The 23,637-nt window shown below is 67.7% G+C and carries 25 protein-coding genes and 1 pseudogene; 16 read left to right on the plus strand and 10 right to left on the minus strand.

The window, feature by feature from the left end; genetic code table 11:
- Window positions 1–59 precede the first annotated feature (59 nt).
- Window positions 60–1,052 carry a sigma-70 family RNA polymerase sigma factor gene (locus ACFHWS_RS21920; protein ID WP_416553775.1) on the minus strand — a complete coding sequence of 331 codons (993 nt, stop codon included), beginning with the start codon at window positions 1,050–1,052 and terminating at the stop codon, window positions 60–62.
- 442 nt (window positions 1,053–1,494) lie between these two features.
- Window positions 1,495–2,178 (minus strand): dTMP kinase, encoded by a 684-nt coding sequence (locus tag ACFHWS_RS21925; protein ID WP_416553561.1) that lies wholly within the window; start codon window positions 2,176–2,178, stop codon window positions 1,495–1,497.
- Between the two features lie 272 nt (window positions 2,179–2,450).
- Here ACFHWS_RS21925 and ACFHWS_RS21930 point away from each other — a divergent pair, with 272 nt between their 5' ends.
- The 9 genes from ACFHWS_RS21930 to ACFHWS_RS21970 all read left to right on the plus strand — a co-directional run bounded on the left by ACFHWS_RS21930 (window position 2,451) and on the right by ACFHWS_RS21970 (window position 10,856).
- On the plus strand, window positions 2,451–2,741 hold the full coding sequence (locus tag ACFHWS_RS21930) for a hypothetical protein (RefSeq protein WP_416553559.1): 291 nt from the start codon (window positions 2,451–2,453) through the stop codon (window positions 2,739–2,741).
- A gap of 29 nt (window positions 2,742–2,770) precedes the next feature.
- Complete coding sequence (locus ACFHWS_RS21935; RefSeq protein ID WP_416568928.1) at window positions 2,771–3,460, plus strand: metallophosphoesterase family protein; 690 nt, start codon at window positions 2,771–2,773, stop codon at window positions 3,458–3,460.
- Between the two features lie 49 nt (window positions 3,461–3,509).
- Window positions 3,510–3,653 carry a GPGG-motif small membrane protein gene (locus tag ACFHWS_RS21940; RefSeq protein ID WP_199757467.1) on the plus strand — a complete coding sequence of 48 codons (144 nt, stop codon included), beginning with the start codon at window positions 3,510–3,512 and terminating at the stop codon, window positions 3,651–3,653.
- Window positions 3,654–3,839: 186 nt separating this feature from the next.
- The gene (locus ACFHWS_RS21945; protein WP_416553557.1) at window positions 3,840–4,298 is read left to right on the plus strand and encodes a TspO/MBR family protein; all 459 of its coding nucleotides are present in this window, start codon (window positions 3,840–3,842) and stop codon (window positions 4,296–4,298) included.
- Between the two features lie 163 nt (window positions 4,299–4,461).
- On the plus strand, window positions 4,462–5,808 hold the full coding sequence (locus ACFHWS_RS21950; protein WP_416553555.1) for an ABC transporter substrate-binding protein: 1,347 nt from the start codon (window positions 4,462–4,464) through the stop codon (window positions 5,806–5,808).
- An 89-nt stretch (window positions 5,809–5,897) separates the two neighbouring features.
- Window positions 5,898–6,962, plus strand: coding sequence for a carbohydrate ABC transporter permease (locus ACFHWS_RS21955; protein ID WP_416568921.1), 1,065 nt, complete (start codon window positions 5,898–5,900; stop codon window positions 6,960–6,962).
- 5 nt (window positions 6,963–6,967) lie between these two features.
- Window positions 6,968–7,936, plus strand: coding sequence for a carbohydrate ABC transporter permease (locus ACFHWS_RS21960; protein ID WP_416553551.1), 969 nt, complete (start codon window positions 6,968–6,970; stop codon window positions 7,934–7,936).
- Window positions 7,937–7,982: 46 nt separating this feature from the next.
- Window positions 7,983–9,044, plus strand: a complete 1,062-nt coding sequence (locus ACFHWS_RS21965) for a LacI family DNA-binding transcriptional regulator (protein WP_416553549.1) — start codon at window positions 7,983–7,985, stop codon at window positions 9,042–9,044.
- 111 nt (window positions 9,045–9,155) lie between these two features.
- The gene (locus ACFHWS_RS21970; protein ID WP_416568922.1) at window positions 9,156–10,856 is read left to right on the plus strand and encodes a glycoside hydrolase family 13 protein; all 1,701 of its coding nucleotides are present in this window, start codon (window positions 9,156–9,158) and stop codon (window positions 10,854–10,856) included.
- On the opposite strand, the gene ACFHWS_RS21975 is transcribed toward ACFHWS_RS21970, so the two are convergent.
- The 4 genes from ACFHWS_RS21975 to ACFHWS_RS21990 all read right to left on the minus strand — a co-directional run bounded on the left by ACFHWS_RS21975 (window position 10,825) and on the right by ACFHWS_RS21990 (window position 14,417).
- Complete coding sequence (locus ACFHWS_RS21975; protein ID WP_416553545.1) at window positions 10,825–12,228, minus strand: MFS transporter; 1,404 nt, start codon at window positions 12,226–12,228, stop codon at window positions 10,825–10,827. The two genes, ACFHWS_RS21970 and ACFHWS_RS21975, sit on opposite strands and share 32 nt — an antisense overlap.
- A 170-nt stretch (window positions 12,229–12,398) precedes the next feature.
- On the minus strand, window positions 12,399–12,947 hold the full coding sequence (locus ACFHWS_RS21980) for a hypothetical protein (RefSeq protein WP_416553543.1): 549 nt from the start codon (window positions 12,945–12,947) through the stop codon (window positions 12,399–12,401).
- A 454-nt stretch (window positions 12,948–13,401) separates the two neighbouring features.
- Window positions 13,402–13,998, minus strand: a complete 597-nt coding sequence (locus ACFHWS_RS21985; RefSeq protein WP_416568923.1) for a hypothetical protein — start codon at window positions 13,996–13,998, stop codon at window positions 13,402–13,404.
- 44 nt (window positions 13,999–14,042) lie between these two features.
- The gene (locus ACFHWS_RS21990; RefSeq protein WP_416553539.1) at window positions 14,043–14,417 is read right to left on the minus strand and encodes a hypothetical protein; all 375 of its coding nucleotides are present in this window, start codon (window positions 14,415–14,417) and stop codon (window positions 14,043–14,045) included.
- A 557-nt stretch (window positions 14,418–14,974) separates the two neighbouring features.
- Here ACFHWS_RS21990 and ACFHWS_RS21995 point away from each other — a divergent pair.
- Window positions 14,975–15,376 (plus strand): annotated as a pseudogene (locus ACFHWS_RS21995) (IS1380 family transposase); the annotation flags it as partial.
- Between the two features lie 294 nt (window positions 15,377–15,670).
- On the opposite strand, the gene ACFHWS_RS22000 reads toward ACFHWS_RS21995, so the two are convergent.
- Together ACFHWS_RS22000 and ACFHWS_RS22005 are read right to left on the minus strand one after the other, a co-directional pair.
- Window positions 15,671–15,856: a DUF397 domain-containing protein gene (locus ACFHWS_RS22000; protein ID WP_416553537.1), complete on the minus strand. Its 186-nt coding sequence runs from the start codon at window positions 15,854–15,856 to the stop codon at window positions 15,671–15,673.
- Window positions 15,847–16,632 carry a helix-turn-helix domain-containing protein gene (locus tag ACFHWS_RS22005; protein ID WP_416553535.1) on the minus strand — a complete coding sequence of 262 codons (786 nt, stop codon included), beginning with the start codon at window positions 16,630–16,632 and terminating at the stop codon, window positions 15,847–15,849. The genes ACFHWS_RS22000 and ACFHWS_RS22005 overlap by 10 nt, the downstream gene beginning before the upstream one ends.
- Window positions 16,633–16,817: 185 nt before the next feature.
- Between ACFHWS_RS22005 and ACFHWS_RS22010 the strand changes: the two genes are divergently transcribed.
- The 6 genes from ACFHWS_RS22010 to ACFHWS_RS22035 all read left to right on the plus strand — a co-directional run bounded on the left by ACFHWS_RS22010 (window position 16,818) and on the right by ACFHWS_RS22035 (window position 22,229).
- Complete coding sequence (locus ACFHWS_RS22010) at window positions 16,818–17,333, plus strand: hypothetical protein (protein WP_416553533.1); 516 nt, start codon at window positions 16,818–16,820, stop codon at window positions 17,331–17,333.
- Complete coding sequence (locus ACFHWS_RS22015) at window positions 17,326–17,583, plus strand: hypothetical protein (RefSeq protein WP_416553531.1); 258 nt, start codon at window positions 17,326–17,328, stop codon at window positions 17,581–17,583. The genes ACFHWS_RS22010 and ACFHWS_RS22015 overlap by 8 nt, the downstream gene beginning before the upstream one ends.
- 556 nt (window positions 17,584–18,139) lie before the next feature.
- Window positions 18,140–18,664, plus strand: coding sequence for a PadR family transcriptional regulator (locus ACFHWS_RS22020; protein WP_416553529.1), 525 nt, complete (start codon window positions 18,140–18,142; stop codon window positions 18,662–18,664).
- Window positions 18,665–18,741: 77 nt separating this feature from the next.
- On the plus strand, window positions 18,742–19,386 hold the full coding sequence (locus ACFHWS_RS22025; RefSeq protein ID WP_416568929.1) for an ABC transporter ATP-binding protein: 645 nt from the start codon (window positions 18,742–18,744) through the stop codon (window positions 19,384–19,386).
- Window positions 19,383–21,575, plus strand: a complete 2,193-nt coding sequence (locus ACFHWS_RS22030; RefSeq protein ID WP_416568924.1) for an FtsX-like permease family protein — start codon at window positions 19,383–19,385, stop codon at window positions 21,573–21,575. The genes ACFHWS_RS22025 and ACFHWS_RS22030 overlap by 4 nt, the downstream gene beginning before the upstream one ends.
- A gap of 333 nt (window positions 21,576–21,908) precedes the next feature.
- Window positions 21,909–22,229: a lactococcin 972 family bacteriocin gene (locus ACFHWS_RS22035; RefSeq protein WP_416568930.1), complete on the plus strand. Its 321-nt coding sequence runs from the start codon at window positions 21,909–21,911 to the stop codon at window positions 22,227–22,229.
- On the opposite strand, the gene ACFHWS_RS22040 is transcribed toward ACFHWS_RS22035, so the two are convergent.
- Together ACFHWS_RS22040 and ACFHWS_RS22045 are read right to left on the minus strand one after the other, a co-directional pair.
- Window positions 22,209–23,174 (minus strand): ISAs1 family transposase, encoded by a 966-nt coding sequence (locus ACFHWS_RS22040; protein WP_416568925.1) that lies wholly within the window; start codon window positions 23,172–23,174, stop codon window positions 22,209–22,211. The genes ACFHWS_RS22035 and ACFHWS_RS22040 overlap by 21 nt on opposite strands.
- Entirely contained in the window at window positions 23,126–23,413 is a 288-nt protein-coding gene (locus ACFHWS_RS22045) for a transposase family protein (protein WP_416568926.1), read from the minus strand. The genes ACFHWS_RS22040 and ACFHWS_RS22045 overlap by 49 nt, the downstream gene beginning before the upstream one ends.
- Between the last annotated feature and the right edge of the window lie 224 nt (window positions 23,414–23,637).

Below are 23,637 nucleotides of genomic sequence, written 5' to 3' on the forward strand. Positions count from 1 at the left end.
GGCAGTTCGTCGGTGGGTTGTCAGTTCATCGGCGGATCAGGTCGCCTGCAGCCGATTCGTCAGGCCGCCTGCAGCCCTTCCGCCCGGGCCAGCTCCCGCAGCCGGCCCAGCGCCTGGATCTCCAGCTGACGGATGCGCTCCCGGGACAGTGAGAAGCGCGAAGCGACCTCGGTCAGCGAGTGCTCCCGCCCGTCCTCCAAGCCGTACCGGGCCCGCATGATGCCGGCGGACCGGTCGTCCAGGTGGTTGAGCAGGCCCTCGATCCGCTGCCGCTCCAAACCGGTGAGCACGATGTCCTCCGGCGACGGTGCGTCGCTGTCGGCCACCAGGTCGCCCAGGTTGGTGTCGCCGTCGTCGCCGACCGGGGTGTCCAGCGACACCGTGTCCTGCGACCACCGCACCAGCTCGTGCACCCGCTCGACCGGCACGCCGAGCGAGGCGGCGATCTGCTCCGGCTCCGGGTCCGAACCGAGCTCCCGGGTCAACTGGCGGGCCACGTTGCGCATCCGGTTGACGTCCTCGACCAGGTGCACCGGAAGCCGTACGGTCCGCTCCTGCTGGGCGATCGCCCGGCTGATGGCCTGCCGAATCCACCAGGTCGCGTAGGTGGAGAACTTGAAACCACGCTCGTAGTCGAACTTCTCCACCGCGCGGACCAGACCGGTGTTGCCCTCCTGGATCAGGTCCAGCATCGGCATCCCGGACCGGACGTAGCGGCGGGCGATCGACACCACCAGACGCAGGTTGGCCCGGATGAACAGGTCCTTGGCCCGTTCACCCTCGACGACCAGCCGCTCCAGCTCCTCGCGGCTCACCCCGGCCCGCGGCACGCCCTGCTCCAGCAGGTGCTCCGCGTACAGACCGGCCTCGATCGCCTTGGAGAGGTCGACTTCCCGGGCCGCGTCGAGCAGCGGCGTGCGGGAGATCTCATGCAGGTAGACGCCAACGAGGTCCCGCTCCTCGGCGACCTCGTCGGTCCGCAAAGCCATCGTCTTCTCCACGTTGCTCACGGTCCCCTCGTTAACCCCACGTCGTGCCCTGTCACCTGCGATGCGCATCTCCATCAGCCTCTCCCCCGTCACGTCCGCCTCCGATCCGGCGAACCTGATGTGGCAGGCCCGCCGTATGGCGCCGACACCTGCACAACAGATGAGACGCGTCAGGGATTCCGTCTCGTGAGTCGAAGCTGACACGATTGCCTGAATAATTGCTGTGAGCGGGATTGGCGTTTCCTGCCAGGCTCCTCGATCGCCACGCTGCGTCGGGCCGGCCGACTGCCCGATGCACTCAGGTCGGCGGGGCGTGGCAGACTCCCAGCACACCACGACACCGGGCAGGGGCGCAGCGATTCCCGTCACTACCCCTCCTGCGATCCTCGTCACTGCCCGCCCGGTCGGTTGGTCCTGGCCAACGCCGGTCGGTTGGTCCTGGCCAGGAGTACGGCCCGAGCGGGGTGCACGGTTCATCACCACCCGACAGACACCGGCCTGCGGGTCACGACGCACGCGAATCGTCTGGATCCGGCCGCCACGAGGCGCCGGCTGGACGGCCGTCGTCCGGCCGCCATTCGGTCAGCCGCTGCCGGATCACTGCGGCGACCTGGGCGGCCGTGCCCCGGGCGTCGATGACCACGAACCCGGCGGCCTCCGGCAGCGACCCGTATGCGGCCGCGCTGGTCGCCAGGAACTCCAGCGACTCGTGGTCGGTGCCCCGGGCGTCGATCCGCCGGGCCGCTTCGGCGGGCGGCAGCAAGAGTAGGAACGTCACGTCCGGTTGGGGAAACACCCGGTAGGCCAGCCGGGCGGGCCGCTCCCAGTGGCCTGCGCCGTGGGTGCGGATGCTGGCGTACTGGCAGACCGCGTACCGGTCCATCACCGCGATCGCCCGGCGTGAGCCGAGCACCGACCGGGCGATCGCGAGCCAGCGCAGCAACGCCTCGAGGAACATCAGCCCGCCACGGCCGACCATCCGTCGGGCGTCCGGGCGGCCGATCCGGACCGCCAACCGGTCGAGCCAGCGTCGACCGCCGGCGTTGCGCCAGTACCGGGCGGGCCGGCCGGCGGCGGTCAGCGCCTCGGCCAGCAGGTGTGCCTGAGTGGTCTTGCCGACCCCGTCGATGCCCACCAACGCGATCCGTCGCAGCCCGGCCGGCGGCGACCAGGCCGGATCGGCATCCACTGTGCTCCCTGCGGGGTCCGGTGGCGGGCATGGCGACGCGGCTGACGACGTGGACTGTACGGGCGACGGCGGGCGGGACGCGGGCCGGGACGGTGACTCTGATGGTGACGGTGGCGCATGGGTCACTGTGACGAGCACTTTCCCAACGGTAGCGAGCACGTGCACGTCGTCACCCCGCTCGCCCACTGTCACGCGCCGTGCCCGCACGCACGAACCGGCCGGGAACGGGTATGCCACCGACGGGCACCCGACGACAGCCAGGAGGTGGGGCAATGACCCGGATATCGGGGCAGTCGACGCGACAGACCGGGCCGGACCGGCTCGACGGCTACACCGAGGCGGCGGTGCAGCGGCTGCTCAGCGAGCACGCCGACACCGCCGAGCAGGGGGTGGGCGTCTCTCGCCGGGACCACAGCCTGGTGCTGTGCGGCGAGGTCGAGAGCGCCCACCGGCGGGCGGAGATCGTCCGGCTGGTGGCCGAGCGCTTCCCCGGCGTACGCCTGATCGTCGACATCGTCGTCAGTCGCACCACCGTGCCGACCGAGGCGGAGGAGCTGTCGTGATCCGCGTCGCGGCCGTCGGAGACGTGCACATGGACAGGGACGTGCTGGGCCGGTTCCGCCCAGCGTTGGCGCAGCTCGGTGACCGGGCCGACGTCCTGCTGCTGGCCGGCGACCTGACCCGGCACGGCACGGAGTCGGAGGCGCGGTGCGTGGCCGACGAGTTCGGCGGTCTGGCGGTCCCGGTGGTGGCGGTGCTCGGCAACCACGACCACCACTGTGACCAGGTGCCGCAGCTGGTCGGGATACTCAGCGACGCCGGGGTCACGGTGCTCGACGGCGACGGCGTGGTGGTGGACTGCCCCGGCGGCCGGCTCGGGGTGGCCGGGGTCAAGGGGTTCGGGGGCGGGTTCGCCGGGCGGTGCGCGAGCCGGTTCGGCGAGCCGGAGATGAAGGCGTTCGTCGCCACCACGGCGGACGCCGCAGATCGGCTACAGGCGGCGCTGGTCGGGCTGGACTGCGACGTACGGGTGGCGCTGACCCACTATTCGCCGGTGCCGGAGACACTAGCCGGCGAGCCGCCCGAGATCTACCCGTTCCTCGGCTCCTACCTGCTTGCCGAGGCGATCGACGCGGCACCGACCGACCTCGCGGTGCACGGCCACGCCCACTTCGGCAGCGAACGGGGCACCACCCCCGGTGGGGTTCGGGTCCGTAACGTCGCCCATCCGGTGATCAAACAGGCGTACAGCGTGTATTCGCTCGCCGGGTCGGTCGCTTGACCAGACTGGTGCAGGTTTCCGTCGCCGGTCGCAAGGGTATTCAGCGGCCATGGAGCTACTTCTCTGGATTCTCGCAGTCGTCCTGGTCGTCGCCGGCGTTCTCGCGCTGTTCCGTCGGCAACTGCTCTGGGGCATCGTGCTGATCGTCGTCGGGCTGCTCGTCGGTCCCGGTGGCGTGAGTCTGTTCGCTTGACGGTGCCGGGCGTACCCCCGGCCCCCTCAACCGACATCGACCTGACCACATCTACCCCGAGCCTGCCGGCGCCGCCGGACCGGCCCGCTCCTCCCTATTGCGGACCGGTGCCGGCGGCCCCGGCCTGACCTGTTGTTTCCCTGGAGTCGCTACGCGCTCCCCAATTTGCTGTTCCCTGGAGTTGCCATGCGCTCGTGGTGGGGTCTACCGGTGTTCCTCGGCCTGGTGGCGGCGGCTGCGGCGGTCGGGGCGTTCGCCGCCCGCGACGCCGGTTCCCGGTACGCCGAACTGGTCCAGCCGTCCTGGGCACCGCCGTCCTGGCTGTTCAGCCCGGTTTGGACCATCCTGTACGTGCTGATCGCCGTCGCCGGGTTCACCGTCTGGCGACGGGCCGGTGCCGGCCTGGCGATCGCCAGTTGGCTGGCCCAGCTGGTGCTCAACGCCGCCTGGACACCGCTGTTCTTCGCCGCCGGCCGGTACGGTCTGGCGTTCGCTGAGATCGTGCTCCTCTGGCTGCTCGTCGGCGCCACCGTGGTGCTGTTCTGGCGGGTCTGGCGACCGGCCGCTCTGCTGATGGTCCCGTACTGGGGCTGGGTCACCTTCGCCGCCGCGCTGAACCTGTCCATCTGGCAGCTCAACAGCTGAGTAGCGGGTCAAGGTTTCCGAATCGTTACTGGCTCGTAGCTGGTCAGGACTGGACGCGCTTCCATTGCAAGCGCTTACATGTGAAGACGCCCAGACAGCAACCGACCGGCGCAGCCCGATCGCGGGGACGCGGGGCCCGCCGGCTAGGAAGGGAGAACGCTCCATGGCGGTCTTCACCAGACCACGCCAGGCCTTCGCGCTCGCCAGCGTGCTCGGGCTGGCCCTCGCCTCGACGGCGTGTGTTTCCGACAGCGGCACCAGCGCAGACCCGGAGTCCGAGGAATGCGCCCCATACAGTGACTACCAGGGCAACGACGGCACCGAGGTGACGATCTACGCCTCGATCCGTGACGCCGAGGCGGACCTGCTCGAGCAGTCCTGGAGCGAGTTCGTCGACTGCACCGGCATCGACATCCGCTACGAGGGCAGTGGCGAGTTCGAAGCCCAGCTGCAGGTGCGGGTCGACGGCGGCAACCCGCCGGACATCGCCTTCATCCCGCAGCCCGGCCTGCTCGGCCGGTTCGCCGAGGCCGGCCAGCTGCAGGCCGCCTCCGACGGGACCAAGGCGATGGCCGAGGCCAACTACAGCGAGGACTGGCTGGCGTACGGCACGGTCGACGGCACCTTCTACGGCGCCCCTCTCGGCTCCAACGTCAAGTCCTTCGTCTGGTACTCGCCGAGCATGTTCGCCGACAACGGCTGGACCGTGCCGGAGACCTGGGACGAGCTGATCGCGCTCAGCGACGAGGTCGCCGCCACCGGCACCAAGCCGTGGTGCGTCGGGGTCGAGTCCGGTGACGCCACCGGCTGGCCGGCCACCGACTGGATCGAGGACATCATGCTCCGGACCCAGACGCCGGAGGTCTACGACCAGTGGACCACCCACGACATCCCGTTCAACGACCCGCGGGTCGCCGAGGCCGTCGACCAGGCCGGCTCGATCCTCAAGAACGAGGAGTACGTCAACGGCGGCTTCGGTGGCGTCGACAGCATCACCGCGACCTCGTTCCAGGATGCCGGCACCCCGATCCTCGACGGTGACTGCGCGCTGCACCGGCAGGCCAGCTTCTACGCCAACCAGTGGCCGGAGGGCACCGAGGTGGCCGAGGACGGCGACGTCTTCGCGTTCTACTTCCCGACCAACGACCCGAGCGCCGGCCAGCCGGTCCTCGGCGGTGGCGAGTTCACCGTGGCCTTCGCCGACCGGCCCGAGGTCCAGGCGGTGCAGACCTACCTGGCCTCGCCGGAGTACGCCAACAGCCGGGCCTCGCTCGGCAACTGGGTGTCGGCCAACAGCGGGCTGGACATCGCCAACGTGGAGAACCCGATCGACCGGCTCTCCGTGGAGATCCTGCAGGACGAGAACACCACGTTCCGCTTCGACGGATCGGACCTGATGCCGGCCGCGGTCGGCGCGGGCACCTTCTGGCGCGGCATGGTGGACTGGCTCAGCGGCCAGAACACCGAAGAGACCCTCGACTACATCGAAGGCTCCTGGCCGACCAGCTGACACCACGCGGCCGGCCCACCCACGAGCACACCGGGGGTGGGCCGGCCGCACCATAGCTGGCTCCGGTCGACGATCCGTTGGGAGGGCGGATGTACTTCGACTTCGCTGAGCAGTACCCGAAGCTGTTGATGCTGCTGTACGGCCTGATCGCGTTCGTGGTGATCGTCGGCGGCATGCTGCTGTTGCTCGACGCGGTGCCGAGCTGGTTCGCCCGCCGACGGGAGCAGCGGCTGATCGCGGCCAGCGCCGGTGGTGGTGGCGGATCGGTGCCGATCGGCCGACCCCGACGCGGCGGCGAAGGCCTGTTCGGCCTGTTCTTTCTGCTGCCGGCCCTGCTGCTGCTCGGCATCGGACTGGTCATCCCGGCGCTGCGCACCACCGTCCTGTCGTTCATGGACGGACGCAGCGAGAACTGGGTCGGCCTGGAGAACTACCGCTGGATGTTCTCCCAGGACGAGATCATCCAGGTGCTGACCAACACCCTGATCTGGGTGATCCTGGTGCCGACGGTGGCGACCGCGATCGGCCTGCTCTACGCGATCATGGTGGACAAGGCCCGGTTCGAGGCGCTGGCCAAGTCGCTGGTCTTCATGCCGATGGCGATCTCCTTCGTCGGCGCCAGCATCATCTGGCGGTTCGTCTACGCGTACCGGGGCGGCGAACAGGAGCAGTACGGCCTGCTCAACTACCTGGTCACCCTGTTCGGCTTCGAGCCGCAGCGCTGGCTGCAGCTCAACGCCCCGCTGAACACGCTGCTGCTGATCGTGGTGATGATCTGGATCCAGGCCGGGTTCGCGATGGTGGTGCTCTCCGCCGCGATCAAGGCGATTCCAGCCGACATCATCGAAGCCGCCCGCCTCGACGGGGTGAACGCCTGGCAGATGTTCTGGCGGGTCACCATGCCGAGCATCCGCCCGGCGCTGATCGTCGTGGTGGTGACCATCTCGATCGCCACCCTGAAGGTCTTCGACATCGTCCGGACGATGACCAACGGCAACTACGACACCGGTGTGATCGCCAACGAGATGTACAACCAGGCGTTCCGCTACGGCCAGAACGGCTACGGCTCGGCCCTGGCGGTGTTCCTGTTCGTGCTGGTCATCCCGATCGTCATCTACCAGATCCGTAACCTGCGCAAGCAGCGGGAGGTGTGACACCCGTGACCACCACCACGCCCCCCGTGGCCGCTCCGGCCAGCAGCGGGGAGGAACGGCCCCGTACCCGGGTCGGCCGGGTCCGCAAGCGGCTCAACACTCCGACGGCGACGATCGTCGCGATCGTCATCGCGGTGATCTGGACCATTCCGACGTTCGGTCTGTTCGTCTCCTCGTTCCGACCGGCCGAGGAGATCCGGACCACCGGTTGGTGGACCTTCTTCACCGACCCGCAGGTCACCCTGCAGAACTACCAGGACGTGCTGTTCGGCCGGTCCTCGTCGTCCGGGCAGTTGTCCAGCTACTTCGTCAACTCACTGGTGATCACCATCCCGTCAGTGCTGTTCCCGCTGGCCTTCGCGGCACTGGCCGCGTACGCGCTGGCCTGGATCAACTTCCGCGGCCGGGACCTGATCTACATCTGCATCTTCGCGCTGCAGATCGTGCCGCTGCAGATGGCGCTGGTGCCGTTGCTGCGGTTCTTCTCGCAGGGCACCACGATCGGCGGCGTCACCATCACCCCGCCCTGGGGGCTGGACAGCTACGAGCGCTACGTCCAGGTCTGGTTCGCGCACACCTGTTTCGCCCTGCCGCTGGGGGTGTTCCTGCTGCACAACTTCGTGTCGCAGCTGCCCAAGGACCTGATGGAGGCGGCCCGGGTCGACGGGGCCAGCCACCCGAAGATCTTCCGGACCATCGTGCTGCCGCTGATCGCCCCGGCGCTGGCCGCGTTCGGCATCTTCCAGTTCCTCTGGGTCTGGAACGACCTGCTCGTCGCGTTGATCTTCGCGGGCGGCGAGAGCCGGGTGGCACCACTGACAGTACGGCTGGCCGAACTCGCCGGCACCCGAGGTGATCAATGGCAACGCCTGACCTCGGGCGCCTTCGTCTCGATCATCGTGCCGTTGATCGTCTTCCTCTCCCTGCAGCGGTACTTCGTCCGAGGGCTGCTGGCCGGCAGCGTCAAGGGCTGACCACGGGGCGACGCCGGCCGCGACCACGCGGGCGAGGTGATGATCCATGACCAGAATCGACGACGTCGCCCGGCTGGCCGGGGTCTCCACGGCGACCGTCTCGCGGGCCCTCCGGGGCCTGCCGACGGTCACCGAGGCGACCCGGCTACGGGTGCTCGACGCCGCCGCGCAACTCGGATACATCGCCTCGCCCAGCGCGTCACGGCTGGCCGGCGGCAAGACCCGGGCCGTCGCGGTCGTGGTGCCCCGGATCACCCGCTGGTTCTTCAGCACCGTCGTCGAAGCCGCCGAGGACACGCTGCAGGAAGCCGGCTACGACCTGCTGCTGTACAACCTCGGCGGGCGGGAGAACGCCCGGCAGCGGATGCTGCACACCGCCAGCCTGCGCCACCGGGTGGACGCGTTGATGCTGGTCGCCACCCCGCTGCACCGGTCCGACTTTGCCGCCATCTCCGCGTTGGGCATGCCGGGGGTCACGGTCAGCTCCGGCACCGGCGTACCCGGCTGGCCCAGCATCCGGATCGACGACGTGGCCGCCGCCCGGACCGCCACCGGCCACCTGATCGGGCTCGGGCACCGGCGGATCGCCCACATCTCCGGCAACTCCGGCGAGGAACTGGCCTTCACCGCCCACCTGGACCGCCGCCGCGGCTACCGGGAAGCGCTGGTCACGGCCGGCCTCACCCCGGACCCGGCACTGGACCTGGAGGGCGATTTCACCATCGCCGGCGGCGGACTGGCCACCGCCGAACTGCTGCGCCGTGGCCCGGTGCCGACCGCGATCTTCGCCGCCTGCGACGAGATGGCGCTCGGCGCCATCGCAGTTCTGCGACAGGCCGGACTGCGGGTGCCGGCGGACGTCAGCGTGATCGGCATCGACGACCACGACGTGGCCCGGGTGGTCGGGCTGACCACCGTCGCCCAACCCGCCGCCGAGCAGGGCCGACTGGCCGCCGGCACGCTACTCGGCCCACTCGCAGCCGAAACGCCGCCCAACCCGCTCGCAGCCGGCACGCCGCCCGCCGCCGCCACGCCGACCGACACGGTGACCCTGCCCACCCGACTGGTGGTCCGCGAGTCGACCGCGCCACCCCGGGAAACCGGGTGACCGCACCGGCCGACCTGGTAGACCCACGTACGAGGCACCGCTGACCCGGCGGCCAGGGCGTTCCTGGCTGCGGGTTAGCCCGCCAACCGAGCTGAGTTGAGGAGCACACTGGTGAACACGCCATCGACCCGTACCCGTGACGGTGCCGGGGCCCGTACCCGTGACGGTGCCGGCATCGACTGGTGGCGGCAGGCGGTCATCTACCAGATCTACCCGCGGTCGTTCGCCGACTCCGACGGCGACGGCATCGGTGACCTGCCCGGCGTGATCGCCCGGCTGGACTATCTCGTCGCCCTCGGCGTCGACGCGATCTGGCTGTCACCGTTCTACCCGTCGCCGCAGGCCGACGCCGGCTACGACGTGGCCGACTACCGCGACGTCGACCCGATCTTCGGCCGGCTGGCCGACGCCGACCGGCTGATCGCCGAGGCCCACGACCGGGGGCTGCGGGTGATCGTCGACCTGGTGCCGAACCACACGTCGTCGGCACACCCCTGGTTCGTCGAGGCGCTCGGCGCCGAGCCGGGCAGCTCCGCCCGGGACCGGTACGTTTTCCGCGACGGACGCGGCCAGCACGGGGAACGACCGCCGAACAGCTGGCGGTCCGTCTTCGGCGGCCCCGCCTGGACCAGGGTCGACGGCCCGGACGGCACGCCGGGCCAGTGGTACCTGCACCTGTTCGATGCCGGCCAGCCCGACCTCAACTGGGACTCGACGCAGGTCCGCGACGAGTTCGTGGCCATCCTGCGGTTCTGGCTGGACCGGGGCGTCGACGGCTTCCGGGTCGACGTGGCGCACGGCCTGGTCAAGCAGGCCGACCTGGCCGACTGGCACTACCCGGAGGAGACCACCTCCGGCAATCACGTCGACCAGCCCCGGCCGCCGATGTGGGACCAGGACGGCGTACACGAGATCTACCGGCAGTGGCGGTCGGTGCTGGACGAGTACCCCGGGCAGCAGATCCTGGTCGCCGAGGCGTGGGTGCAGCCGGCGGAGCGGCTCGCCGCGTACGTCCGGCCGGACGAGATGCACCAGGCGTTCAACTTCGAGTACCTGGAGGCGGCGTGGACCTCCGAGGCGCAGCGTACGGTAATCGAACGGTCGTTGGCCGCCACCGAAGCCGTCGGCGCGCCCACCACCTGGGTGTTGTCCAACCATGACGTGCTGCGCCACGCCACCCGGCTGGCGCTGCCGATCGGCGCGGCCCGGCCGCGCGGCATCGGCGCGAACGACCCGCAGCCGGACACCGCGCTCGGGCTGCGCCGGGCCCGCGCCGCCACCCTGCTGATGCTGGCGCTGCCCGGCTCGGCCTACCTCTACCAGGGTGAAGAGCTGGGTCTGCCGGAGCACACCACGCTGCCGGACGAGGTCCGGCAGGACCCGACCTGGCGGCGCACCGACCACACCGAGCGCGGCCGGGACGGCTGCCGGGTGCCGATCCCCTGGGAGGCGGACAGCCCGTCGTACGGGTTCGGGCCGACCGACGCCAGCTGGCTGCCGCAGCCGCCGGTGTGGGCCGAGTACGCCCTCGACCGGCAGCGCGACGTGCCGGGGTCGACCTACGAGCTGTACCGGACAGCGTTGCGGCTGCGCCGCGAGCTCGGGCTCGGCGCCGGCCGGCTGCGGTGGCTGGAGTCACCGGAGGACGTGCTCGCCTTCTGCGTCGACGAGGTGACCGTGGTGACGAACTTCGGTGCCGAGCCGGTGTCCCTGCCGCCGGGCACCGAACCGCTGATCGCCAGCGGCCCGCTGAACGGCAGCGGACGGGTCCCGACCGACGTCACCGTCTGGGCCCGGCAGCGCGTTCGCTGAGCAGGGTGTGCACGTCGTCGATGTCACGCGGGGCGGTACGGGACGCCAGCCAGTACATGATCCCGGTCGGGATGAAGAACAGCTGGAACACGGCCAGGCCGACGGCGTAGTTCAACGGCGGTGGGACGACACCGCCGACCGCCCGCAGGGCGACCGGCAGCAACGCGTTGCCGGTCGCCCGCCCCACCCCGTTGACCAGGTTGCCGAGGCTGTAGACGGTGCCCCGGTGCTCCGGCGGGTTGACGTCGGCGATCAACGCGAACCAGTTCGGCGAGTTCGCCGACGTCAACGCCAACGCGAGCAGCGCGGTGAGGAAACTCAGCCCGATCGTCGGCTCGGTGAGCACCCCGCGCAGCACGGCGGCGGTGACCGCACCGGCACCGGCACCGTCGGGCACGTCGATGCGCATCGGCACGAAGAACAACACCAGGTAGAACGGCACCGCCGCGAGGATGCCGACCGCCGCGACCAGGGCCCGACCCCGAGGGGTACGCCGTTGCAGCCGGTCCCCGACCAGCCCACCGACGATGGACAGCGCCCCGCCGAGCTGGAACAGGGTGGCGAAGACGCTGCCGACGATGATCGCCGTACCGGCGGTGTAGCCCTGCTCCTCGGCACGGGCCCTGAACAGCGCCGGCAGCCAGACCAGCGAGCCGAACGCGACCTGGGCGGTGAGCCCCTGCGCCACCAGCCAGACGTTGGTCCGCCGCCGGGCGATCGTCGGCAGGTCGGCCCGGCTGATCCGGTGCTCGTACTCACCGCCGGCGGCGAACCGGTCGGCCAGCTCCGGCTGACTCTGCCCGCGCCGCACGTCGTAGGTGAACAGGTACGCGACCGTGGCGGCCAGCCCGGCGGCGGCCAGCACCAGGAACGGCCGCCGCCAGTCGGCGTGCCCCAGCAGCCCGCCGAGCAGCGTGCCGGCCAGCGTGCCGACGCCCTGCGACAGCCCCCAGAAGCTCATCACCAGGCCCCGCCGGCCGGGGGTGATCAGGTCGCTGACCACGGAGAAGCCGACCGAGGCGACCGCGCCGAGGCCGACGGCGGCGACCAGCTGCGCGGCGAAGAACAGCGGATAGCTGCCCGCGAGTGCAGTACCGACCGCGCCGAGCCCCCAGATCACCGTACCGGCCATCAGCAGCGGTTTGCGGTCGCCTCGGTCGCCGACGTACGCCCAGCCAACCGCGGCGATCGCGCTGACCAGGAAGGTCGCGGCGGTGACCGCCCCGATCGCCCCTTCCGGTACGGCGTACGTGTCGGCGATGCTGCCGTACAGCGGCGGGACCAGGCCGATCGCCACGTTGTCCAGCGAGGCGAGCACGATGAACACGACGACGCTGTAGATGCGGTGCGCCCGCCCACCGGTCAGCGTCATGCCGCTGAGTATGGGACAGCGGGCGAGCCGACCCTGCACGCGGTGTCGCCCTGGCTGCCTGCCACCGGGGCGACACTGCAATGGTTGTCGATGTAAGGTGCCGTTGCCACGCACCACCGTCTGGCAAACCCCTACCGCCCACTGACCTGACCGGTCACAACGGGGAGCCTTCAGCCGCCACCAGGCTCGTCGGAATCCCGGGGAATAATGATCTGACTGCCCTCCGGCGCCTCCTCGCTGCGGTTAGCAGCGGGCGGATGCTGGAAGGCACGTCGAAACTGCCACAAAGAGCCGAGTGCTAACAAGAAGACTACATGCACAGCTGGATTCATGCCTCCTTCCTGTATCCAACCCTCCCACCCTTCCAATATCCCGAGAGGCAGGTCGCGACCCACACTTACACTAGGCGCAATAACAAAAGACCAGAAAATCAGCACTACAACCGAAACAGCAAATCCAGAAACAAGCGCCAACCACGAGGGTCGGACAAGCTTGCGAACACCCAGGACAAATGAGTACGTGACCAAACCACCAAGCGTGGCGATTGCAAAGATCTGCAGGAACGGAACCCGTGGAGAAGTAACCGCCACTACCACATTGTTCAGATCGAAGACCGCACCTGCTCGCAGCCCAGCTACCTGGACACTAAGGATGCCGACGACAAAAACAAACAGCACGCCAAGAGCTAATCCACAAATTCCCCACGCCAGAGCCTTCACCTTTTGCTACCTATACCCATCATTACGAACGACCTCGGCCATGTAATTAGGAAAATACCCAACAGTCCAGCTCAGCTGAACCACCTACGCCGCCAGCGTACCAATAACACTTGCTATGGGCATTGGTGGTGTGCCCATGATAGAGGCTGACAAAGTGCGGAGAATCGCCGACAGCGTAGGCAATCTCGGTATACCCAGGGTAGTCGTAATAGGTTGCGACCGTGCTAGTTCCAACTCCTAGACTTGAAGCAACCCTACCGCCTGTAACACTCGATCGAAGCCCAGAAGTTCGAGGGTGAAGCTCGGGAGTAGAAATGTCGTCGGCGTACTGATAGCTCGCCGCACGTGCGACAGGGGCAGCGATACCCAAGAGCGCAGCAGATAGGAAAATGATCACTCCTAGACGCGAATGGATTCGCGCCTTGAGAGCGTATCGAGCATTGAGGATCACTTCTCATCTCCCCTTGGATGAGATAGGGGTAAACCGGAAGGAGATTCCATTGTCTCGCTCGACTTCGGACCCCTTCCAGTTGGATACGACCCGAGGTCGGACAGTCAGCAAGTGAGCATCAGGCCTTCCTTGCCAAGCTTGTTTCATGTGGCGCGCAGCACCAAGATCGATCGGATCGATGTCCGCAGGCAGTAAATAAGCTTCGATAGAGCCCTCAGAACCGTTCACGCTTTCGCCAGCACCGAGCCCGAGTCCCGTCCGGTAAAAATCTGTCAGGGAAGCACATGCAGAAGCCGATACACCATTTCCTCCAGAAATCTTGACGATCAAACACACCTGCGTGTTTCCAGAGCGCCCCACCCAGTAATCCGCGATATCATCTTCGCCAAGAAATCGCACCGACTCTCGTGAGACGTTGCCGAGATGACCCAGGTCGACATCCTCCGGCACACGATCCTGCACAGATTGTGGAAGCGCCAGAATAGGCAACATTCTCTCGACTTCCACGCGGGGCGCATCCTGGGCAAGCGCCGGAAGCGCAGTCGAAATCACGTTCAATGCCGCGACGCCAGCCGTTACGCCGAGAGCCGGAACTCGCACTCGAAACTCCCATCATTTCGTGTGACTGCCCGTAGGGTATACGATCAATTTCTTGAGGCACAGGTCAGATCCAGTTCCCCGGGAATCGTTCCGCCTGCGATCGGCCAATCCCAATGACACTTCTGTGAAGCATCCACCACCTGGGCATGCGACAAGTAGACCGTCCCTCCCGAAGAAGCATAACCAACGGTCTGATAGCCAGGGTAGGAATAGTACGTCTCGATGACGTTGTACGCAGATCCGGCGTCACCACCTAGCATAGAGCTGGCCATACCGCCGGAAATTGAAGGTCGCACACCCGAGTAGCGGTGCTGAAGCTCTGCGGTGGGCGTATCATTGGCGTAATAGAAATAGGTAGCGGCCTGCGCCAGCGAGGCGGTAGTTAGGATCACAAATGCCGCAAATAGAGCGACGATCAAGACGTGCCCTAACCTATCGGCACGGGATACAAACGACGAGCCTTCCGAATCTTGCACTCCTATAGCAGTTCGATGGGGCAGATTCCCGATACTCCGCATGCATCGCAAGCATTCATCTCCTCGAATCGGAACTGACGCATAAGTTATGGTTGTCCGCTCCGACGAGCGTACAATGGCATCACAGCTCGCGCCAGCCCTCGATCTGCACGATGCAGCATAAGCAGCACCAGTACGCCGTCAAGTAACTGCCGGTCAGAACAGCCATTAGGCTGCCTGGTCGATGGTCTGAAATTCGGCCGAGACAGCTAGAGTGTTCGTCAGAGAACCAGTCTTGTCGGTAGGTAGGGTACCCGCGCTGGTCAACACACAACCAGAACATGAGTAATATTCATGGTCAGCGGGTCCGTGTTAGTGGGCTTGGCAGGCGGCAGTTGCCTGAGCCTCGATCCACCGATGAAGGCCGGGTTGGCGAAGCCCCGAGGGTAGAAGGTGCCCTCTGAGCTGGAATGATAGGATTTGCGAAGCTTCTATGTTCGGCTCGAAAGGGCACCTCGCAGGTGAGAACACGCCAGGACGCGCCGGTGGTGCGCGCGACGTTCGACGATCCGAATCTGGTGTCGTGTGCCGGTCTCGTTCCGGTGATGCGCCTGGCCGAGCAGGCCGGTCTGCATGACGCGGTCACCGACCGGGTGCGGCTGCCGACGGACAAGGGCGCGAACCCCGCCGGGAAGGTCGCCACGATCATGGCCGGGATGCTCGCGGGCGCGGACAGCATCGACGACCTCGACATCGCCCGGCACGGTGGCATGCGGTCGCTGTTCGGCAGCGTGTACGCGCCGTCGACGCTCGGATCGTTCCTGCGTACGTTCACCCACGGGCACGTGCGGCAGCTACAGGCCGCCGCCCGCGACACCCTGATCGGTCTGGCCGGCCGGGCACCGATCCTGACCGGCGCCGACACCCTGTCTGGTTCACCGTCCACGGCCTGACCATCCTGCGACTCACCGGTGGCCTGACGAAACTCGGCCTAGACGCCCCGACGGACGAGTTGATCAGAGACACGTTCGCGGCGATCCTGCGCGACCCGGCCGGCCGCGATTGACATCGTCGAGGTGACGCTGACGCACGTTATTTCGCCAATTCAACGTGTGTCAGCGCCACCTCGCGAACGCCAGCGAGCCCCGGGACCCTTGCAACTGGGCGGGTCCCGGGGTTCTGTGCGCTCCGGCTACGGAAAGCGGACCGGCGCGGGCTCAGGCGTACTTCTTCGCCAGCTCGACGAAGCTCGACCAGGACGACGGGGCGAAGGCCAACGTACCGCCGTCGCGGTTCTTGGTGTCCCGGACGTAGACGCGGCCCGGCAGATTGTCGGCCACCTCGACACAGTTGCCGCTGTCGGACCTGGTGCTCTTGCGCCAATGCGCCTCGGTCAGCTCCATGTCTCGATCGCCTCCATGATCATCTCGTGGGACAGTCGTGCGGGCAGAGCGTACCCCCGGATCGTCTCCCAGTCCTCTTCCAGCGCCTCGGTGGCGTCCGTGGCCTCGATCAGCCGCCCTTCCTGGTGGCCTTCGAGGAAGCCGACTGTCCGGCCGTCCACGGTCGCGAGCACCATCGGCCCGAGCATCCCGGGATAGCCTCCGGTGCTGAACGGCACGATGTGCACCTGCACGTTCTGCCGCTGGTTTGCGTCGGCGATCGCCTTCAACTGGTCGCGCATCACCTCCGGCCCTCCCACCGACCGGCGTAACACCATTTCGTCGAGCACCACCACCAGTCGGCAGGCGTTGGTGGCCCGGGTGACGATTTCCTGCCGGTCCAGTCGGGCGGCCAGGGCCAGCTCAAGATCCTCCGGCTTGGTGTTGAGCGCCTGCAACAGGGCGCGTGCGTACGCCTCGGTCTGCAACAGGCCGGGCATCATCATCGGTTGGAAGATCCGTAGCAGTCTCGCGCGGCCCTCGTACTCGACGAACGGGCGATACCACACCGGTGTCCACTCGCCACGGATGAACTCCCGATAGAACTTCATGAACGCGGTGCCGTACACCCGGTCCACCGCCCCGAGGTAGTCCGGCAGCGCCGGCCGCTCGCCGCGCTCCACCGCGCCGACGTGCGACGCCGAGAAGTGCAGGCGCTCACCCCAGGACTCCTGGGTGAGCCCCAGCATCTCCCGGACGCGACGAAGGTCCTCTACCAGATACTCGCTCGCAGACATAGCCTTTCACGTCCCCCAATTCATCACGGCGCACCACTGACCGGTGCCGGACATTCCCCGGAGTCACCCGCGTTGATCAATTGCCACCTGGTCGCTCCCGGGCTTTTCCCATCTTCTGTGGTGGGGGGCTGATAGTCCAGGGTGGAAGTCGGCGAACACCACAGTCGACTGCACTCGGAGGAAGAATGTCGATCAGGAATGACGGCATTGGCGGGACTCCCCGCCTCGCCCGGTACATCACGTTCACAGCAGCGGACGATGCGACACCCACGCCGGGCAGGCCGCCGCTGCCGAAGCGGACACCCGGGGAGACCGACCCCGATCAGGACGGGCGGTTCCAGCTCACCGGCGCGCGCGGCGTGGCTGCCGCCCCGTACGGTGCGGTCGACGACGCCCGAAGCGCGGACCACACCAACCGGGCGGCCCGCTCCCCCGCGCTGTCCCGGGCGATCCACGACGCGAACTCCACCGCCCGCACCCACCTGCCGAACCGGACCACCGGCGAATGCCACCGGTGCGGCGGCGTCCCCGGGCCGTGCCGCCCGTTCCTACGGGCGATCGCGATCCTGGACCGGTGGGAGCCGGCGAACGCCCGACGAATCCGCGCCGTCCTGCACCTGTCCGGGCTGATGCCCGCCGGCTACCCGCACGACGACAAGGACGAATCCGCCGAGTCGTACGGAGCCGTCGACGATGCCTGAGCCGACCCCGCTGGCGTGCCCCGGTGATCTGGTGGCGCTGCGGCAATGTGACCACGTGGACGCCAACCGGCCCGTGCGGCTCCGGGTGGTGGAGATCTGGCCGTCGCCGGAGGAATACTCGTGGGTGCAGCTCGACGGCTGGGAAATCGACCCTGACGACACTGACCGCGACGGCAAGGCGGTCAGCGTCCGAGCGTACAAGGACGCGCTGCGCCGGCCCGGCACGGTCACCACGGTAGGCCGGGGGTAGCCGGCCGGTCCCCGATCGGCGCCCCCGGGGCGCAGCGTTCCCCGCGAGCCGGACCAGGACGGACGCCCGGATCCCACCCCCGTGATCCGTGATCCGAGGTCCGAGGTCCGCACCTGAGGCCGGCATCCGGACCCAGGGGTCCGGCAACCCCTGCCCAGGGACACTGGACGGGAGATCCGGGAAGCTGCGCCCGGGGGTCAACACTCCCGACGAGTTGCTCGGCTTTCGATTGCGATGCGCGCGTCCCAGCGACCGGCCGCAGCCCACTGCGGTCAAGCCCGACAGCTCAGGGCCCGGGCCGCCACCTCTTCAGGCCCTCCCTTCCATGATGAACATCCTCCCGAGGATCGCGCAGCCCCTCTGATCTGGGATGTCGGTCAACGTGGGTCAGGTCCAGTCGCCACGGCGACACGCCGTGCGATGTGAGCGCCGCGGTCGACGTCACGGCTGATTCGCCTGGTGTACGGGCTCTCCCTGATCATGGTGCCCCCTTCGCGGCGTACCAACGGCACGCGATAGGTTGTCCGTGTAGATACGGGCTGTATAGTCACTTGGTGTGGACAACACAACCGCCATACTCGGCCTACTCGGGATGAGCCCGAGCTACGGCTATGACCTGAAGAACCGCTACGACCGCTGGTTCGGACTGAAGAAACCTCTGGCGTTCGGCCAGGTCTACACGACCCTGGCGCGGCTGATCGGCAAGGGCTGGATCGTGGCCGTCGGCGAGGAAGCGGGTTCCGGGCCCGAGCGCAAGCGCTACGAGATCACGGCGGCTGGTCGAGCCCGGGTGATGGAATGGATGTTCACTCCCGACGTTCCATCAGAACGCCTGCAGAGCAACCTTTTTGCCAAGACGATCATAGCGCTGCTGCTAGGTGACGACGCGGGTCGTCTGCTGGACCTGCAGCGGGCGCAGCACATGGCCCGAATGCGCCAGCTGACCAACGAGAAAAAGAAGGCCGACCTGGCGGTCGTGCTCGCCTGCGACCACGCGTTGTTCCATATCGAGGCGGACTTACGCTGGATCGATCTGACCGCCGCGCGCCTTACCCAACTGCGAGCAGAGGTGAAGAAGTGAGCGAGGTCGAGGTCGTCAGCACGCCATCGCGGGTGCCTGGTGTCGGGCCTGTCCTGCTGAGAGCCCGCGGGCTGCGCATGACGTTCGGGCTGACCCAGGCGCTGCGCGGCGTCGACCTGGACATCCACGCCGGAGAGATCGTCGCGATTACCGGCCCCTCCGGATCGGGCAAGTCAACGCTGCTGCACGTGCTGGCCGGCGTCCTGGTGCCAGACGAAGGAGTTGTTGACTATGGGGAAACTAGAGTCAACGCGCTCGGCGAGGCGGGTCGTTCGAGGCTTCGCCTGGCCGAGTTTGGCTTTGTCTTTCAATACGGACAGCTCTTGCCCGATTTGTCCGCAATAGACAATGTCACGATCCCGCTCCTGCTGGCCGGCGTCGGCAGGCGTGAGGCGCTGCGGCGCGCCGCCACCTGGCTCGACCGGCTCGGGCTCACCGAGCATTCCCGCAAGCTGCCTGCTCAGATGTCCGGTGGCCAGGCCCAGCGTGCTGCTGTGGCGCGGGCGCTCGTCACCGAGCCTTCCCTACTGTTCGCCGATGAGCCCACCGGGTCGCTCGACTCGCTCTCGGCAGAGGCCGTCATGCTCGCCCTCACCGAGACGGCACGGGCGGCGGGCACCACAGTCGTGCTCATCACCCACGATCCTCGGACGGCGGCCTACGCCAACCGTGAGCTGGCTGTGCGAGATGGACAGATCACCGTCGGAGGGCCGTACGGATGAGTCTGTTCTCGCTGGCAAGGCTCGTCACCGCCGGAGGCCGGGGGTCGTGGGGGCGCTTGCTTGGCATGGCCGGTGGCGTCGCCGTCGGCGTCCTGCTCCTGCTGTTGCTGTGGGGTGCCTACAACGGCCTGGCCACCCGGACCGAGCGATCCACTTGGACCACGCTGACCTATGGCGTGACCGATCAGGTCAACGATCCGGCTGCCGAGCCGCTGACCGACAGCCGGGCTCTCGCCTCGACTGTCTCTGACTATTTCGCAGGCCGCACGATTTCCAGGGTGGACATCGCCTCCACGCCGAGCTCGGCGGTGGTCGTACCCGGCATCGGTCACCCACCCGCGATCGGCACCTACTACGCGTCACCTGCGTTGATAGCGCTCATCGACGCACACCCGGCCGACCAGCTGGGCGCCCGCTACGGTACTCGGGCAGGCGTCATTGCCGATACCGCGCTAGCCAGCCCCGACTCGCTGGTGGTCGTGGTCGGCTTGGCAGCCGGCGACCTCGACCCCGGCCGGGCGGCCAGCTATTCAAGCGATGCCACCATCGGTGTGTGGGCGGTCGAGCGGTTCGGCGGGTCGGCGTTTCCCAGCATCGGCTATCGCACAGTGGCCATCATCGGCGCCATCGCCATCCTGCTTCCGGTGCTGGTACTGGTGGGAATTGTTACCCGGCTCGGCGCTGCGGCGCGCGCCGAACGTTTCGCCGCACTGCGCCTCATCGGAGCGACACCGCGCCGGGTCGCCGACATCGCTGCGGCGGAGATCGGGGCGACCAGTCTTGTCGGCGCCATCGCGGGCGCGATCCTGGCGTGGCTGCTCATTCCGGTCGCCGCACAGATGCGGGTGGGCGACGGCCGCTTCTTCCACGCCGACCTGACGGTGGCACCGGTAACGGTGATCGTGGTCGTGGCCGGTGTGGTAGCGGTGTCCACCGCGGTGGCATGGTGGCGCACGGCGTCGGCCGGGATCGGTCCGCTCGGGGTGACCCGCGAACAGTCTGAGCGGCGCCCCAGCGTGCTGGGCGTGCTGCCACTTTTCGCCGGCATTGTCACAATGCTCAGCGCCACCGTCGCGGCGCTGATACACTCACCGCTGCCGGCGACAGACATCATCCTCATCATGGGGTTCATCCTGATCTCGATCGGGCTGATTACCTCGGGGCCGGTACTCACCTTCTGGGTGGCCCGCCTCGGGGCCAGCGCGGCGCGTAGCCCCGCCGGTGTCATCGCGATGAACCGCATCCGCCAGCACCCGCGGGCCACCTTCCGGGCTGTCAGCGGATTGGTCGCCGCAGTCTTCATGGTGTCGGTGTTCTCGGCGGCCATCACCGCCGTGGCAGCCGAATCGGCGCCTGGTGACGGCCCCGGCTTGCTGCCGCTGACCACCGTGGTAGCTCGCCTGGGCGGCCCGCCGGACTCCGCGAAGTCCTCGACGGCAGCGGCTTCCCAGGTTGCCCAAGTCACCGGTGTCACCGGGGCGGTGGTCGCTTACTACCATCCTGATGAGGGCATCATTGTCACCGCGTCCGACGCCGCCGCGTTGGGGCTGCCGGTGCCTGAAGGCGCCAGGTATGTCCACGTTCATTCCGATTACCTCAACGGCGGCACGCCGCAGGTGGCACCAGGAACCTCGCCCGGCACCGCGCCGGCGGCACTACTGGTCGCCACCGACGGCACGACCAGCACGATCGAACGCGCTCGCACCGCCATTCTGCTCAGCGGTGTGAAGCTATCGCTGCCGCCCAGCACCCGTTCCGAACAGGCGTCGTCAACCCTACAGACGTGGGCCAATCGCTACGCAAGTCTGGCCAATCTCGGCATCCTGGTGGCGACCCTGATCTCTGCGGTGTCGCTAGCAGTTTCCACCATCGCCGCCATCCTCGACCGCAAACGCGTGCTGGGCCTGCTTCGCCTCATGGGAATGCCGGTGTCGACAGTGCGCCGCATCGTCCTGGCCGAGGCCGCACTGCCACTGGCAACGGTCTTCGCCCTCTGTATCGGCCTTGGATTCCTTGTCGCATGGTCGATCCTGGCCGGACTCACCGAAGGCAACCGCACGATCTCCTGGCCCGAGGCATCCTACTACCATGCGTTGGCTGCCAGCCTCCTGCTCGCTGCGGCTGCCGCGGTTGGCACTTTCCGCACGGCGCGCAAAAAGACCGGACTCACAGTCACCCGATTCGAATGATCGGCCAGACCGTTCGCCATCCTCGGACTCACACCATGATCCACGATCCTAAACGGCCGTCGCTATCTCCTGCAGAACGACGGTAGGACAGCAACTGCTCACATGACGGCTGCAGCGACTAGGCGGACAAAGTCAGTCAACGAAAAATGATTACCAACCACGACCCTACAATCCCAACAAAACCACCTGACTCGTGCATTTACATCTGACAATCTGTATAACAGGGTTTAGTAATTCGGGCCGAGGTCGTCAAACACGGGAGGAAAGTTGACGATGTCCACAATTAGCACACCCCTCAAGGTTCGAGCATCGCGGTTGGCTGCCGGCGTCTCGATGGCCTTCCTCGTAATCGCGGGGACTGCTGACGGGGCTCAGGCCGCCTCTGGCGGCGGAGCCGAGTCGAACGGTGGAATTTCCATCCAGGCCTGCGAAAGCGCCGGAGGCGGCGACTGGTGCCACGGCACCTCGGCTGACGGCGCCCTAAAGAGGTGCTACTCCAACTACAAGCACAACCTGAACTACCACAGCTCCACCGCAGCCATGGCCAGCCAGACGCAAACGAGGTACGCCAGCGCCGGCTACTGGTCTGAGGCCTCAGTGACACGGGCACGGCAAAGTCGGCCGGGTTGGTGTTTAGGCTGGTTGGAGCTGTAGGAGTTTGAGGATTCGGCTGTTGTTGCGGGCGTTGTAGCGCAGGGCGGCGGCGATGTTGGTGGTGTCGTGGATTCCCAGGAGGCTGACCGACACGTTCCGTAGGGTCGCCATGACGCGCGGCGCGTTGCCGGTACGGATCCGGGAAGCGTCCTCCCGGAAGGTCACATCCCTCACCCAGTGGAGGACCTCGATTCCCCAGTGCTGACGGACGTAGGCCAGCAGATCAGCGGCGTCGTCCTGTCCGGCGGTGAGGCTGGTGACATACAGCATCGCCTGGTAGCTGGTACGGCCCTTCACGGTGACGGCGCGCTCGATCAGGAACACCTGCGCGACGTGCGGAAAGTTCAGATCCGGCGGGGCGGGCATGACCTGGACGGTACGTACCTCGTGGCGGCCCCGGTCGTCATCCACACTGCGCCCGGTGACCGGCACCCCGGCCCAGTCCAGCGCGTCGAGCCGGTCGAACAGGGTCGGCTGGTTGTCGAGCACCGGGAACACGAAATGCGCCTCCTTGACCTCCCGCAGCCAGCGGGCATGCTTGCGCTGCGTCTGCATCGCGTCGGCGGTCACCACGTGATCAGCGAGGTCCAACGGCGTCAACAGCCCGGTGAACGCGGCGATCCCGTTGCTCCTGCCCGGGACCTGACACTGGGCGAGGACCACCCCGGCGCAGGTGAGCGCGGCCAGCAGATGCGGCGCCGCCCGGTCGCGGGTCCGCGCGCCCCGGCTGGTCTTGCCGTCCACCGCGACCTGCGGCAACCGTGGCCGGTGACGGTCCCGCGCGCTGGCGCGGCGGTGTCGCTGGCCAGCGGCCCACGGCGGCGTCCAACGCGTCACCGTCGAGTCGGGCACACAACCCCGCACCGTCTTCTCGTCCGGGCCGACGTACCGGCCGGTCACCGGGTCCACCCGGGCACCGAACGCCTCAACGTCTTCTGCGAACATCCGGCGATCCACTGCCCGACCGCGTACACCGACGCACTTCCGGCCAGGACCGCGGCGAGGGCCAACCCGACCACCGTCGGAAGCCGATGCCGGACACCCCGCGCGTCTCGCGGATCGGGAACCCGCGACAACGCCGCCACCAGGCTTTCCTGCCCGTCACGGCCCAACAGGACAGGCCGTGTCCTCTCATCCGACTGGCCTTGAACAGCGCTGGTCAGCAATGATGCAGGCGCGGGCACGGTACTCCACAAGGTGATCCGAAGGCGTAGACAACCTCGAGATCACCGGAGCCGTGCCCGTTTCGTCAAATCCACTCCGGACCTCAACGCGGAGTCCTCAGCCGCACACTCTCCGACTTTGCCGTGCCCGTGGGCCTCAGTGACGGCCGGCTGGGCCTACACCCAGGGTCGGGTCGCCCGGAGGGATCTCACCTCCGGGCTCCCACGGAACGGAGCGTGACAGT

The organism is Micromonospora sp. LOL_013, from assembly GCF_048060315.1.
In the GTDB taxonomy this organism is placed as follows: Bacteria; Actinomycetota; Actinomycetes; order Mycobacteriales; family Micromonosporaceae; genus Micromonospora_E.